This window comes from Streptosporangium sp. NPDC049078 (assembly GCF_040648855.1).
Classification (GTDB): domain Bacteria; phylum Actinomycetota; class Actinomycetes; order Streptosporangiales; family Streptosporangiaceae; genus Streptosporangium.
On the sequence record NZ_JBEZEL010000005.1, the window covers coordinates 365983 to 380041 of the forward strand.

Consider the following 14059-nt stretch of genomic DNA (forward strand, 5'->3'; position numbering starts at 1 on the left):
TCGATTCTCAGGGAGGAAGATCTCCGAAAGGAGGATCTCGGGGAGGGAGGGCGAAAATCGCGGGTGTGACGAGCGGGTGTGACGATGGGAAAAGCCTCCCGCCAGGAGCCCGGCGGCACAGTGACGCGCGCAGCAGTCTTCTCGCCCGATCTCCCCACCGTCCCGGGTAGTGCTGGCCCCACCCCGGTACGCGGGCACACAGGGTCGATCGACGGGGCCGGCCCTCGTAGCGTTGGCGCCATGAGAACCCTTCTCGGCCGCATCGGCACCGACACCCGCTACCTGATCGTGGGTTTCCCGCTCTCCGTCATCTGGTTCGTCCTGATGGTGGCCGGCTTCGCCGCGGGGATCGGCACGACCGTCGTGTTCGTGGGGTTGCCCATCCTCGCGACGACCCTCCTGGTGGCCAGGGGGTTCGCCGACGTCGAGCGGCGCTGGCTGCCCGAGGTGCTCGGCCGTCCCGTGGCCCGGCCGAGATATCTGCCCGCGCCGGAGAGCGCCGGATGGTTCCGCAGGATGATCAACCCGCTCACCAACGGCCAGTCGTGGCTCGACCTGCTCTACGGCGTCGTGGTCTTCCCGATCTCCATCGTCACCTTCGTGCTGGCGACGGTCTGGTGGGCAGGGACGATCGCCGGTCTCGCCTACCCGCTCTACGGGTGGATCATCTACGCCATCCCCGGCAACGACGGGGGACTGGGCAGGCTCCTCGGGCTGGGTGACAGCCTGTGGGTCGATGTGATCATCAACACCACCATCGGCGTGCTCTTCGCCCTCACCCTCCCGGCGATCGTGCGGGGCGCCGCGCTCGTCCAGGCCGGGCTCGGCAGGGCGATGCTGACCGGGGTGGCCGAGCTGCACGAGCGCATCGACGACCTGGCCGAGGGCCGGGCCGCCGCGGTGTCGGCCGAGGCCAACGCGCTGCGCCGGCTGGAGCGCGACATCCACGACGGGCCGCAGCAGCGCCTGGTCTCCCTGGCGATGGACCTGTCGCGGGCCCAGCGCCAGCTCAGGCGCGACCCGGGGGCCGTCGAACGGATGCTCGGCGAGGCCATCACCTCCACCCGCGACACCCTGGACGAGCTACGCGCCCTGTCGCGCGGCATCGCCCCGCCGATCCTCAGCGACCGCGGCCTGGCCCCGGCGCTCGCCGCGCTCGCCGGCCGGTGCACCGTCCCCGTCGAGCTGGACGTCCAGGTCGTGGGGCGCTTCCCCGCGGCCGTGGAGAACACCGTCTACTTCGTCGTCGCCGAGTCCCTCACCAACGTCGCCAAGCACAGCCAGGCCACGATCTGTACCGTGACGCTGAGCAGGACGGGGGACTTCCTCATGCTGACAATCGGGGATGATGGGGTCGGCGGCGCCCATGTCGCCAAGGGACATGGCCTGTCGGGGCTCGGGGACCGCCTGAAGGCGGTGGACGGCGAACTGGCGGTCGACTCACCCGTCGGAGGGCCGACGGTCATAGTGGCGGAGGTTCCGTGCGGGTAGTTGTGGCCGATGACGCGGTGCTCATCAGGGAAGGCCTGATCAGGCTCCTGGAGGAGTTCGGCTGCCAGGTGGTCGCGGCGGTGGGCGACGGCGACCGCCTGGTGGAGGCCGTCGCGGAGCACCGGCCGGACGTCTCGGTGGTGGACGTACGAATGCCGCCCGGCTTCACCGACGAGGGGCTGCGGGCGGCGGTGGAGGCGCGCCGGAGGGTTCCCGGCGCGCCGGTGCTGATCCTGTCCCAGTACGTGGAGGTGTCCTATGCCGACGATCTGCTCGCCGACGCCAGGGGCGCGGTGGGATACCTGCTCAAGGACCGCGTCGTGGACGTGGACGACTTCATGGGAGGGCTGCGCACGGTCGCGGCCGGAGGTACGGTCTTCGACCCCCAGGTGGTGGCACAGCTGATGGTGCGACGCCGCCGCGACGATCCTCTCGCCCAGCTCACCCCGCGAGAGCGCGAGGTGCTCGGCCTGATGGCCGAGGGCAGGTCCAACCCGGCCATCGGCCGTCAGCTGGTGGTCAGCGACGGGGCCGTGGAGAAGCACATCCGCAGCATCTTCGCGAAGCTCGGCCTGTACGCCGAGGACGGTGACCAGCACCGCCGTGTCCTCGCGGTCCTGGCCTACCTGCGTTCCTGACACACGTTCCCGCACCCGTGCTCCCGACCGCGAGGAGGAACAGTGATCTCGGTCTTCGGCAGTGCCAACATGGATCTCGTGGCCTACGTCGACGTCGCCCCCGCGCTCGGCGAGACCGTGACCGGCCGTGCCTTCCGCACGGTGCCCGGTGGCAAGGGCGCCAACCAGGCCGTCGCCGCCGCGCGGGCGGGAGCCGCGGTCGCCTTTCTCGGCGCGGTGGGCGACGACGCCTTCGGGACCGAGATGCGGCGTACGCTCACCGAGGCGGGGGTCGACGCGACCCACCTGCGCACGGTCCCCGGCCCCTCCGGCATCGCCCAGATCGTGGTGGACGGCGACGGCGGTAACTCGATCATCGTGGTCCCCGGCGCCAACGGGACCGTGACCGCTCCCTCGGAGGCCGAGATCGAGGTCATCTCCCGCTCCGACATGCTGCTTCTGCAGCTGGAGCTCCCCATCGAGGCCGTCACCGCGGCCGCCAGAGCCGCCCGCGCGGCCGGGACCACCGTCGTCCTCACCCCCGCGCCCGTCCAGCCGCTCCCCGCGGAGCTGCTGGAGGCCGTGGACATCCTGGTGGCGAACGAGCACGAGGCCTCGGCGATCACCGGCCTGGCCGGCCACGAGGGGGCCCTGGAGAAACTGAGGGGCGAGGTCGGATGGGTGATCATCACCCTGGGGGCGCGCGGCGCGCTCACCGCCTCGGGCGACGGGCCCGCGGTGCGCGTCGAGGCCCCCACGGTGGCCGTGGTGGACACCACGGCCGCGGGCGACACCTTCGTGGGAGCCCTCGCCGCGGCTCGCGTCGAGCGGCAGCCCGTCGAGCGGGCCGTCCGCTTCGCCACCGCGGCCGCGGGCCTGTCCGTCCAGCGCGCGGGTGCCAGCACCTCGATGCCCACCCGCGCCGAGATCGACGGGAGCCTAGCCGCTGATGAGGGAGGTCTCTGACAGCGTGAGCAGGAACGCCCCCGCGGCGAGCAGCGCGATCGGCCAGGAGCGGCTGATGGCGGACCAGATCGTGGCGGCCAGGAAACAGACCAGGGCGAGCAGCACGAGAACGTCCACGAGAATCCTCCAAAGGGTCATCCCAGACGATCATCGTCCGGGGCAAGCCCTCACTGCCCCGCGGTCGGCGGAGGTAACACACCGCGCTTCTGTTTCACCGGAATGACGATTTCCGCCGCCCCTTTTTTGTTCATATATCCGTTTATGCGCTTTCCCAGAGGGCTGCGGCGGTCTCGGCGCAGACGATGTCCTGGGCAACGGTGCCGCCACTCACGCCGACCGCGCCCACCACCCGGCTCGCCCGGCCCGCCCCGTACCCGTCGCCTGACCCTCCGAGCGGCACACCCCCGCCGAAGCACACGTACCGATCACCCGCCAGACCGTACAACTCGCCTCCCGGCAGGACCAGCGGCGCGAGGTCGGCGGTCGGCATGCGGTGGGCGAGAGCGGTGTACGCCTTGCCGGGGGCGAGGACGGATCCGGTGATCCGCGCGCCGTCCATCCGCTGGAACGCGACCAGGTCCCCGCCCGCGTCCACCACGGCGACCGAGACGAGCGCCCCCTCCCGCGCGGCCTGCCGCACCGCGGCCTCACACATGCGCAGTGCGAGTTCCAGGTTCACCGGTCTCCCCACCGTCTCCAAACCGTCTCGAAGGTCGTCGGCGTGGACGGCCGGGTGCGCGTGCGCCGCCGTTCTGGTGATGTGAGGTGTCATAACGATGCGACGCCCGCGAGGGCCTTTCGGAGGACCGGAGCGGGCCGGGACCGTCGTCCCGTAAGGGAAACGGCACCGCGGGGCGACACCGGAATCTCGGATAGGATCTGGCGTCTCGCGCGCCCGACCCGACCGACGATGGAGGAGCCGATGCGGGTCCACGACCTGTCCGCCGGGGGTGACGTGCTGGCCCGCGTGCACGATGTGGCCCGCGCGGCGACGCGGATCCACGGCCTGCCCGACGCCGAGGTCACCCTGGTCAACGTGTCGGAGAACGCCACCTACCGGGTGGACGATCCGGTCTCGGGCACGCGTTCCATCCTGCGGGTGCACCGGCTCGGCTATCACTCCACCCCGGCGATCCTGTCGGAGCTGTCCTGGCTGGAGGCGCTTCGTGAGCAGGCGGGGATCCGCACCCCCCGGGTGATCCCGGCTCCCGACGGTTCCAGGGTGCTGACCGTCCCGGGCCCCGAGCCGCGCGACTGCGTGATGTTCGAGTTCCTGCCCGGCACAGAGCCGTCCCAGGACGATCCACTGCCCGGCTTCGAGCGGCTCGGCGCCCTCACGGCGCGAATGCACCGGCACGCGCGCGGGTGGTCCCCGCCCGAGGGGTTCACCCGTTTCCACTGGGACTACGAGGCCGCCCTCGGCGCCGAGTCGCGGTGGGGCCGCTGGCAGGACGGCCTGGGGATGGACACCGAGGCGCGGGCCGTGCTGGGGCGGTTGGACAAGGAGTTGCGCGAGCGGCTCCACCGCTTCGGCCGCGGCCCCGGACGCTACGGCCTGATTCACGCCGACCTGCGCGCCGCCAACCTGCTCGTGGAGGGTGAGAACCCGCCCGGCGTCATCGACTTCGACGACTGCGGCTTCGGCTGGTATCTCTACGACCTGGCCGCCGCGGTCAGCTTCGTCGAGCACCGCCCCGAGGTTCCCGAGCTGATCGACGCGTGGGTGCGGGGCTACCGGACCGTCCTGGACCTCCCGGCCGAGGACGAGGCCGAGATCTGGACGTTCGTGATGTTCCGCCGCCTGCTGCTCGTCGCCTGGATCGGCACCCACACCGGTGCCGACATCGCCGCGGAACTCGGCTCCGGCTACACCGAGGGCACCTGCGAGATGGCGGAGCGCCATCTCGGAGGCTCGCTCCGCTGACCCTGCTTGTCGGCTGCCCGTCGGCTGCCCGTCGGCTGCCCGTCGGCTGTGCGACTCGCCGGGCGACGCGAGGGTGTCGGTACGTGCGTCATGAGACGTCGATGACGCCGGAAGCCCGGCGCGAAGCCGCCCTGCCCGGCGGAGTCCAGGCCGGGAATCGACCGGGCGGCATCTGACCCGTGTCGCCGCCCGGTCTGAGGTCCAGGTGCCGGTTTCAGCCCGAGACGAAAGCGGCGCTGTGATCGGCCGCCCAGGTGAGGAACGTACGGGGAGTACGCCCCAGCACCCGCTCGACGTCCCGGGTGAGCCGCGCGTTGCCGTCCCGCGCCACCTTCCGGGAGCCGTCGACCGCGAAGGCGGCGAACTCGGGATCCACCCCGGCGGCGATCATCCGCTCGTGGTGGACCTCCAGCGGCACGTCCACCGTCTCGACGGCCCGCCCGAGCGTCTCGCCCAGCGCCTTCGCCATGTCCGGGACGCTGAGCAGCTCGGGTCCGGTCAGTGTGAGGACGGTTCGTACGTGCTCGCCGGACGTCAGCGCCGTCACCGCCACCTCGGCCACGTCACGCGGATCGACGACCCCCTGCCTGCCGTTGCCCGTCGTGTTCGGCACCGGTCGCCCCTGCCGAACCTGGGGAGCCCACCTCAAGGTGTTGGAGGCGAAACTGGACGGTCGCAAAACCGTCCATTCCATCTCACTCGAGCTCAGCGCCCGCTCTCCGGCCAGATGCCAGTCCCCGACCTCGGCGTCCTCGTGATCCTCCCCCGTGCCGATCGCCGAGACCTTCACCACCTTCCGCACTCCCGCGGCCCGCGCCGTTGTGATCATCGCCTCGTCGTGCCGGGCGAGCCACGGGCCCGGGGCACTCAGCAGGAACAGGGCGTCGACACCGCGGGCCGCCTCGGCCAACGACCCTGGATCGTCGAAATCCCCCCGTACGACTTCCACACCCGGCGACGTCGCGCCCTTCGGCGGTTCCCGGGTCATCGCCCTGACATGCTCACCCCGGCCCGCCAGTAACCGGACCACCTCACCGCCGACCGTGCCCGTGGCACCCGTGACCAGAATCATGCGCTCACCCTGTCAGCCCGCCCACCAGCCCTTATAGGAATTTTCGGCACGCATGCGCAGCCTGCGGCCCGGCTAACGTTGTGGTCATGAGCATCGAGGTCCCGATGGCCGTGCCGGACGGCCTGCGGCCGCTGATCAAGGCGGTGAGCGTGCTCAGGGCGGACGATCCCGCAACGGGTGAGCGGCAGCCGCTCGTGCACGTCCCCGACGCCGACACGTCCCTCGTCTTCCGTACGACCGCTGCGGGGCAGAGCGATCTGCTGGTGATCGGCCCGCGCACGCGCGCCTCGTACCACGTCGGCAAGGCCATCCCGCTCTGCCTGCGGCTGCGGTTGCGTCCCGGCGCCGCCCGGCCGTTGCTCGGCGTCCCGGTGAGCGAGCTCACCGACCGGGTGGTCCGCCTCGAGGAACTGTGGGGCTCCTCCTACGACCGGCTGAAAGCCATGCTGAGGCAGGCGGGCGGGGACGACGGCCTGATACTCGAACATCTGGAGGCGGCGCTGTCGGCCAGGTCGTCATCGGACGGGGCGCGAGGCGAACTGGTCCAGGCCGCCGTCCAGGCGCTGGGCGGTCGCACGGGAAAGCGGCGCAAACCGCTGCCCGCCATCGCCCGCCACCTCGCCGTCAGCGAACGCCACCTGCGCGCCGTGTTCGCCGAGGCCGTCGGCCTGCCGCCCAAACGCTTCGAGCGCATCGAACGCGTCCGCGAGATCCTCGCTCTCGCTCGTGCCGACGGCCCCCGCTGGGCCGACCTGGCCGTGGCCGCCGGCTACTACGACCAGTCCCACATGACAGCCGAGTTCCGTACGCTGATGGGCGTCACCCCTGGCGCCTTCTTCGAGGGCCGCCTGCCCGCCCCCCAGCCCTGCTGACATGCTCGCTGCGTAGGACTTGGGCTGCGTCGTCCGGTTTGCGGCCCGCTGACACTCTCGTGTCACCTGACACGACCCCCGGTCGCCCGGTCCGCTCGTCGTCCACCGCCCGCGCTCGTCCGGCCCTCGAATCCGTCATCACCCGTCCCTCGCGGACGCGGCACTCGCGCACGGGGTGTCCGGCGGCGTGGCGCACGGTGACCGCGTCCGGAATCGGGAAATCGCCCCTACCCGCCGCCGATCCCGGGAATATCCGGAGGCGAATACGAGACGGCACACGCACATCACTGTGTGTGCGATGGATATTCGGATAGCGGGATTCTCCCGTACGGGCACGGCACCTTACCGACCGTGACTTTCTGCTTCCAGTCTCCGAATCCGGAATGTTTTCCGGGGCCTTCGCCGTGCCTCGGTCAGGGGACGTCCGGGGTCAGGACTTCAGTTCGCGCCTGATGTCCTCGTCGTCCGGGGCGAGTTCCAGCGCGCGGGTGAGATCGGCACGCGCCTCCTGGTCGCGTCCGGCGGCGCGCAGCGCCATCGCCCGGTTGAACAGCAGGGCGGGATCGTCCCCGGCGTCGAGCGCCCGGGTGAAGTCCGCGACGGCCCCCTCGGGATCGCCGGTCTCGAACGCCAGCAGTCCTCGGTTCGCCCAGGCGGCGGCGAGCGAGGGGGCGAGTTCCAGGGCGCGGTCGAAGGCGGTGCGTGCCCTGTCGTAGCGGCCCTCGGCGGTCTCCACCTGGCCCAGCGCGCACAACAGGTACGGGTTGGCGGGATCGATGGCGAGCCCGGTCTCGGTGTCTGCCCTGGCCGCGGTGTACTCGCCGAGCGCGGCCAGCAGCCCCGCCCGGTTGGCCAGGCCGTCCACGAACTCCGGGTCCAGTTCCAGCGCGTGGTTCAGGTCGGCGAGCGAGCCTCGATGGTCACCCGCGGAGAAGCGGATCTCGGCCCGGTTGTAGTAGGGCTCGGGGAAGGGAGGGCCGACCCGCATCGCCGTCTCGTAGTCGGCGACCGCCTCGTCCATCCGGCCCAGGCGGTGCAGCAGGTTGCCCCGGTCGATGTAGTAGTCGGGATAGCCGGGGTCGGCCGCGATCACCGCGTTCAGGTCGCCGAGCGCGTCCTCGGGACGGCCCAGCATCACGGCGAGTTGCGCCCTGTTGGCCAGCAGCACCAGCCGGTGTATCGGGTGCTCGCCGGGCAGCAGGTCGCGATCGGCCAGGGCGACGGCCTCCTGGACCAGCTCCAGGGCCTTGGCGGGACGGCCGCGCCGCACCTCCACCAGCGCCCGGCCGTTGAGGTCGAACCCCAGTTTGAACGCCCGCTCGCGAGGGTCGGGCAGCAGCGAGGAGATGGCGATCGCCTGGTTCACCAACGCCAGCGCGGCGTCGGGGTCGCGCCGTGCCGGGTCGCGACGGCGGACCTTCAGCATCCCGGTGGCGTAGGCGGCGGAGGCGTGGACGACGGGGGAGAGGCTTTCACGCCTGGCCAGGTCGAACAGGGCCTCCGAGTCGTCCTCGCGGCCGAGCGCGGCCAGCGCGGTCGCGGTGCTGTGCAGGAGCCGCCACCACGTCGCGGGGTCGTCGTCGGGGTGGGCGAGGCGTAGGGCACGCTCGCCGAGATCCACCACGGCGTCGTGGTAACCCTCGTCCAGACACCACTGCACCGCGAACAGGAACGCCTCCACCGCCTTCGACGGGTCACCGCCGCGCTCGCGGTGGTACGGGATCGCTCCGAGTCGAGCGCCGAGTGTCCCCTCCCTCTCCAGCTCGTCGGCGAGGGCGTCGTGCCGTTCCGCGTCGAGGCTCTCCTCGGGAACGGCACGTTCTCGGGTCAGCACGGTGAGCAGTTTCCCGGGGACACGGCGCCGCAGCACCGTCAGGAGCTCAAGGTCGGTGGGGTCGGCCAGGTCGGCGTTCTCGACGACGAACGTGCGGGCACCGGTTTCCGACAGGTGCTCACGGACGAACTCGGCCAGGCCGTTGGCCAGGCGCAGCGTGCGGCGCGGGGCGTGCACCAGGATCCGTTCCGCGGCCGGCAGGCTCGCGGCCACCGACCGGCGCCGGGCGGGGATCCGATCGCGCAGGTCGGGCGCGACGGCGCGTAACTCGATGTCGTAGCGGGAGACGAGTTCGGGCCGGGCGGTGGGTAGCAGGGCGGAGACGATCGCGCTCCCGGCGGTGTACGGCCCGCGCAGGCGCCGATCCGCGTCCACCGTGTCCACCGTGGCCACGGTGGGGGGCGGCGGGTCTCCTTGCGGTTGCTGTCCCCGACTCACCGGACTCCTTTAACGCGATTAGTTGATATTTGGCGATATGACTCTACCGGGAGCCGGCGCCCATCGCTGGACGCCGGTTCTGCGATTCCGCCTCAGCCGATGTGTTTAGGGCTGGCGGTACCGCTGAGTGCGATGGTGCCAGGCTTGTGAACAATGACACGCTTCATTACGAGCCTTCCTCGCGAATAAGAACAAATTGCAAGTATTCGCAGTAATCGCCCATATTGACAAGAAGTATTTCTTATCGTGGCCTGATCCGGACAGTCCTATGGACAGGTGCCGCGTGGTGGTCTCGCTGAGACCGGCCCGTCCGCGATCCGCGCCGGGAGCCGCTGACGTGCCGCATCGGCTCGCCTCGGGGTCTCGTACGCGTGACGGGGGAGCGTGGAGAGCCGCGCTGCCTTCCGCGTCCGGCCGCCGCGGCGGGCTCCCCCCGCGGGTGAGACCCTGGTGCGATGAGAGAACCGAGGAGTCGCTGGACGGACATCGCCGGGGGCGACGCCGGGGAGCGGTACGCGGAGAGGTTCGCCCGGCTGGCCGAGTCGGGGGCGGACATGCACGGTGAGGCGCGGCTGTGCGCGGAGCTGCTGCCGCCGCCGGCCCGGGTGCTGGACGCCGGGTGCGGCACCGGGCGGGTGGCGATCCGGCTCGCCGAGCTGGGATACGACTGCGTGGGCGTCGATCTCGACGCGTCCATGCTCGCCGTCGCCCGGAGGGTCGCGCCGCGCCTGCCCTGGATACTGGCCGACCTCGGCGACCTCGCCGGCCTCGGCGATCCCGTGGCGCTCGCGGACCGCACGGATCAGGAGAACCGGATCGTACAGGATGAACGGGGTAATTCCCCTCAGAGCGGCGAGAAGGGCGGGAGCTTCGACATGGTCGTCGCCGCGGGCAACGTCATCCCCCTGCTCGCCCCCGGGACCGAGGCGCGGACCGTCGCGGGCCTCGCGGCGCTGCTGCGGCCCGGCGGGCTGCTGGTGAGCGGGTTCGGGCTGGACGCCGCCCACCTCCCGCTCGCCTCGGCGACGGTCACCCTGGCCGACTACGACGGCTGGTGCCGGGAGGTGGGGCTCTCCCCGCTGAGGCGCCTCGCCACGTGGGAGGGCGCGCCCTACGACGGCGGCGGATACGCGGTGAGCGTTCACACGCGCACCCCGGGCCGGCGGGGCCCGCGGGAGTAGTAACTTCGTCCCATGCGACTGGGCGTTCTCGACATCGGTTCCAACACGGTCCATCTGCTGGTGATGGACGCGCACCGGGGGGCCCGGCCGCTGCCGGCGTACTCCCACAAGGTGGACCTGAGGCTCGCCGAGCACATGGAGGACGGCGACCGCATGTCCGCGCGAGGCGCCGCGCGGCTTCAGGGGTTCGTCGAGGAGGCGCTGCGGCTCGCCGAGGACAAGGGGGTCGAGGACCTCATGGCCTTCGCGACCTCCGCGGTCAGGGAGTCGGTGAACGGCGAGGAGGTCCTCGCCAGGATCAAGGCCGACACGCAGGTCGACATCGAGGTGCTGTCCGGCCAGGACGAGGCGAGGCTGACGTTCCTGGCCGTGCGCCGCTGGTTCGGGTGGTCGTCCGGGCGGCTGCTGGTGCTGGACATCGGCGGGGGATCACTGGAGATCGCCTCGGGCATCGACGAACAGCCCGATGTCGCGGTGTCGCTCCCGCTGGGGGCGGGCCGGCTCACCCGTAACTGCTTCACCGCCGATCCGCCACCCGCCGAGGAGGTGCGGGCGCTACGCAGGCACGTACGGGCCGAGATCGCCCGCACGGTGGGCAACGTGTCCCGATACGGTCAGGCCGACCACGCGGTGGCGACGTCCAAGACGTTCAGACAGCTCGCCAGGATCGCCGGGGCCGCGCCCTCGAACGAGGGGCCGTCCGTGCGCCGGGTGCTCAGGCACACCGACCTCGTCGGGTGGACCGACCGGCTCGTCAAGATGACCACCGGGCAGCGTGCCGAGCTGCCCGGGGTCTCCGAGGCGCGGGCGCCGCAACTGCCGGCCGGGGCGATCGTCGCCGACGCCGCGATGGACCTGTTCGGGGTGAGCCAGCTGGAGGTGTGCCCCTGGGCGCTGCGCGAGGGAGTGATCCTGCGGCGGTTGGACGCGATGCCCGAACGGTAAGGTTTGCCGGGGCGCTCACAGGTAAGAGCGGGTGGTTATGAACACCCCTCAGGCTCATGTGGAAGGTGCCGCTCGTAAAGCGGCCAACAGTCAGACACTGGACAGGCTGGCACGCGTCGGCATAGCGGGCCGCGGTGTCCTCTACGGCTTGATCGGTTTCCTCGCCCTGCAGATCGCCTTCGGCGGTGGCAGCGGAGGCAAGGAAGCCGACAACAGCGGCGCGATCGAGACGGTGGCCGAGCAGCCGTTCGGGACGTTCCTGCTCTGGCTCATGGTGATCGGGTTCGTCGCGCTGGTCGCCTGGCAGCTGTCGGAGGCCGTCATCGGCCGCGGCCGGACCAAGGACAGGGTGGAGGCCGCCGCACGGGTGGTCGTCTACTCGCTGGTGGTGGCGACGCTGCTCAACGTGCTGCTGCGCGGGGACTCGGGCTCCTCGTCGGACAGCCAGTCGAAGGACATCACGGCGATGCTGATGGACCTGCCCGCCGGGCAGTTCCTGGTGGGCCTGATGGGGCTGGGGCTGATCGCTCTGGGAGGCTACTGGATCCACAAGGGCTGGAAGAAGAAGTTCCTTGAGGACCTGCGCACCGGAGAGATGCCCGCGAAGGCGCGGAACCTCGCCGAGAAGTTCGGCATGGCCGGTTTCATCGCCCGAGGCGCGATCGCCGTGGCCGCAGGTGTCTTCATCATCCAGGCCGCGATCACCTACGACCCCGACAAGGCCAAGGGCGTCGACTCCACGCTGCGCTCGCTCGCCGACACCCCTGTCGGTCCGTGGCTGCTCGGTCTCATCGCGATCGGTCTGCTGCTGTTCGCGGCCTACTGTTTCTTCGAGGCTCGCTGGCGCCGTCTGTGACGGATGGAACCGCACGGTACGCCAGGTGCGGACACGCAGGTGAAAGCCGCTTTGGCAAGCCTCACCTGGCTATCCGGTAAGTGATCACATTCCTACTTTTCCGCGACATCTTCCCCGCCGACCTCCGCGTCTTCCCAGAAGTGAAACGTCATCGGAGGGGGCGGTATGGACTCGTCGGAGTACGACGGCAGTGAATGGGTTCTCCGCCTGGCGGGGTCCCCGGACCAGGTGGCGAGAGCGCGCCGCCTGGTCTCGGTGATTCTGGGGCGAGACCACCCCCTGCACGACGACTGCGTCCTGCTGACGAGTGAGATCGCCACCAACGCGGTGATCCACTCCAGGTCGGGGAACGGCGGGGCGTTCACCGTCACGGTGGTCCACTCACCGGCGGGAGTGCGCGTCTCGGTCCAGGACGAAGGCTCCTGCCAGGCCCCCACCGCGAGCCGGGCCTCGGCCGACGCGACAGGGGGCCGGGGCCTGCCCATGCTGGAGACGCTGGCCCACCGCTGGGGCATGGTCAGGGAGGCGGGCTCCAACAGGGTCTGGTTCGAGCTGGAGACGGCCGACCTGCGCACGGGCGACCTCGCCGCCGCCCGGTAGACCCGGCGCGTACCGGGCGGGAGCGCCTCCTCGCTCAGCCGGGCCGTCGCGGCGTCGTGAAGGGCCGCGTGGCCGGGCGGACGTCCAGGTCGGCCAGCAGCCCGGCGATGCGGGCGGCGCGGAGCGGGTCGACGGGCAGGACGTGACCGGTCCACCAGCGGGCGATGTCCGGGGTCGGCCCCGAGGGAACCCGGTCCAGATAGTCGTCCAGCGGCGGGTCGTAGATGAAACCGGGCACCACGCCGCGGCTCTCCAGCCGGGCGACGACCTCGTCGCGGTTCTCGACCAGCAGGGGCACCCGCAGCAGCGGCAGCGGCGCCGCCTCGCGGACGCCGTCGGCCGCCCAGGGCAGGGCGCGGAGCAGCTCGACCCCGGCCACCCGGCGCTCCCGTTCGCGGTCGATCACCCGGAACCGGGAGCGGTGGTATCCGCGGAGCAGCGCCCCCTGGCGCATCCGCCAGTCGTCGAGGTCGATCCGCAGCCAGTGGTCCATGGCGCGCGGGTCGACCGGGTCGGCGGCGACGACCGCGCGCAACTCCTCCTCGCGGGGCGGGCAGCGGTGGCCGGTCCAGCGCACGAGACCCAGCGCCTTGAGGGCGTGCCACATCGGCCTGACCAGCCCGGTGCGGTAGATCGTCTCGCGCAGCACGGGCCGCAGCGTGCCGAGCAACTGGGCGCGCGCCCCTCCGGGGAGCAGCAGCTCGTCCCTGGCACGCGCCAGCTCGGGCAGCACGGCCGGGTCCTCCGCGGTGAGGAACCCGCCGGACATCGCCCGCCCGTGCTTGGCGAGGCTGAACACCCCGGCCGTACCGAACGTGCCCGCGGGGCGGCCCTCCACGGTCGTCTGCATGGCGTGCGCCGCGTCGTCGAGGAGGATCACGCCGCGCCGGTCGCACTCTGCGCGCAGCTCGGTCACCCGGTCGGGCTGACCGTACAGGTGGGTGGTGACGACACCGGCGAGTCCGGTCCAGTCGACGGCGGGGACGTCGATGTTGCCGTCGCGCCAGGAGACCGGCGCCATCACCGGCTCGAGTCCGGCGGCCAGCACGACGAACAGCACCGTCTCACAGTTGGTCGGCGAGATCAGCACCCTGTCGCCGCGCTTGAACCAGTGGCGCAGCGCGAGGAGCAGGCCGAACCTGGCGGACGGCACGTGGAGGCACTCCTGGCCGATCCGGTCACGCATGACCGCCTCAAGCGCGCGGCGGCCGTCCGCGGGGCCGGAGGTGGCAAGGCGGGCGCTCATCGGGCCTCCTTCCGAGG

14 protein-coding genes are annotated in these 14059 nt (G+C 71.4%); 9 read left to right on the forward strand and 5 right to left on the reverse strand.

The window, feature by feature from the left end:
* Nucleotides 1-240: 240 nt before the first annotated feature.
* The 3 genes from AB0B90_RS10765 to AB0B90_RS10775 are packed head-to-tail and all read left to right on the forward strand — an operon-like array spanning nt 241 to nt 3074.
* On the forward strand, nt 241-1491 hold the full coding sequence (locus AB0B90_RS10765) for a sensor domain-containing protein (RefSeq protein ID WP_350943784.1): 1251 nt from the start codon (nt 241-243) through the stop codon (nt 1489-1491).
* Nucleotides 1482-2129, forward strand: coding sequence for a response regulator transcription factor (locus AB0B90_RS10770; protein ID WP_350943783.1), 648 nt, complete (start codon nt 1482-1484; stop codon nt 2127-2129). Before AB0B90_RS10765 ends, AB0B90_RS10770 begins: the two co-directional genes overlap by 10 nt.
* Nucleotides 2130-2171: 42 nt before the next feature.
* Nucleotides 2172-3074, forward strand: coding sequence for a ribokinase (locus tag AB0B90_RS10775; protein ID WP_362922130.1), 903 nt, complete (start codon nt 2172-2174; stop codon nt 3072-3074).
* On the opposite strand, the gene AB0B90_RS10780 is transcribed toward AB0B90_RS10775, so the two are convergent.
* Together AB0B90_RS10780 and AB0B90_RS10785 are read right to left on the reverse strand one after the other, a co-directional pair.
* Nucleotides 3048-3191 carry a hypothetical protein gene (locus tag AB0B90_RS10780; RefSeq protein ID WP_350943780.1) on the reverse strand — a complete coding sequence of 48 codons (144 nt, stop codon included), beginning with the start codon at nt 3189-3191 and terminating at the stop codon, nt 3048-3050. The two genes, AB0B90_RS10775 and AB0B90_RS10780, sit on opposite strands and share 27 nt — an antisense overlap.
* A 142-nt stretch (nt 3192-3333) precedes the next feature.
* On the reverse strand, nt 3334-3753 hold the full coding sequence (locus AB0B90_RS10785; protein ID WP_350943779.1) for a heme-binding protein: 420 nt from the start codon (nt 3751-3753) through the stop codon (nt 3334-3336).
* A 243-nt stretch (nt 3754-3996) separates the two neighbouring features.
* On the opposite strand from AB0B90_RS10785, the gene AB0B90_RS10790 reads away from it, so the two are divergent.
* Nucleotides 3997-4998, forward strand: coding sequence for a phosphotransferase (locus AB0B90_RS10790; RefSeq protein WP_362922132.1), 1002 nt, complete (start codon nt 3997-3999; stop codon nt 4996-4998).
* A gap of 214 nt (nt 4999-5212) precedes the next feature.
* On the opposite strand, the gene AB0B90_RS10795 is transcribed toward AB0B90_RS10790, so the two are convergent.
* Nucleotides 5213-6070 carry an NAD(P)H-binding protein gene (locus AB0B90_RS10795; protein ID WP_350943776.1) on the reverse strand — a complete coding sequence of 286 codons (858 nt, stop codon included), beginning with the start codon at nt 6068-6070 and terminating at the stop codon, nt 5213-5215.
* Between the two features lie 86 nt (nt 6071-6156).
* Here AB0B90_RS10795 and AB0B90_RS10800 point away from each other — a divergent pair, with 86 nt between their 5' ends.
* Complete coding sequence (locus AB0B90_RS10800; RefSeq protein WP_350943775.1) at nt 6157-6942, forward strand: helix-turn-helix transcriptional regulator; 786 nt, start codon at nt 6157-6159, stop codon at nt 6940-6942.
* A gap of 430 nt (nt 6943-7372) precedes the next feature.
* On the opposite strand, the gene AB0B90_RS10805 is transcribed toward AB0B90_RS10800, so the two are convergent.
* On the reverse strand, nt 7373-9214 hold the full coding sequence (locus AB0B90_RS10805; protein ID WP_362922135.1) for a tetratricopeptide repeat protein: 1842 nt from the start codon (nt 9212-9214) through the stop codon (nt 7373-7375).
* A 455-nt stretch (nt 9215-9669) separates the two neighbouring features.
* Between AB0B90_RS10805 and AB0B90_RS10810 the strand changes: the two genes are divergently transcribed.
* From AB0B90_RS10810 to AB0B90_RS10825, 4 genes are all read left to right on the forward strand, one after another.
* The gene (locus tag AB0B90_RS10810) at nt 9670-10395 is read left to right on the forward strand and encodes a class I SAM-dependent methyltransferase (protein WP_362922137.1); all 726 of its coding nucleotides are present in this window, start codon (nt 9670-9672) and stop codon (nt 10393-10395) included.
* Nucleotides 10396-10407: 12 nt separating this feature from the next.
* Nucleotides 10408-11340, forward strand: a complete 933-nt coding sequence (locus AB0B90_RS10815) for a Ppx/GppA phosphatase family protein (protein ID WP_350943769.1) — start codon at nt 10408-10410, stop codon at nt 11338-11340.
* Nucleotides 11341-11377: 37 nt separating this feature from the next.
* Nucleotides 11378-12196, forward strand: coding sequence for a DUF1206 domain-containing protein (locus AB0B90_RS10820; RefSeq protein ID WP_350943767.1), 819 nt, complete (start codon nt 11378-11380; stop codon nt 12194-12196).
* Nucleotides 12197-12361: 165 nt separating this feature from the next.
* Complete coding sequence (locus AB0B90_RS10825; protein ID WP_350943765.1) at nt 12362-12796, forward strand: ATP-binding protein; 435 nt, start codon at nt 12362-12364, stop codon at nt 12794-12796.
* Between the two features lie 34 nt (nt 12797-12830).
* Here AB0B90_RS10825 and AB0B90_RS10830 read toward each other — a convergent pair whose 3' ends face one another.
* Nucleotides 12831-14042, reverse strand: a complete 1212-nt coding sequence (locus tag AB0B90_RS10830; RefSeq protein WP_350943763.1) for a DegT/DnrJ/EryC1/StrS family aminotransferase — start codon at nt 14040-14042, stop codon at nt 12831-12833.
* Nucleotides 14043-14059: the final 17 nt, after the last annotated feature.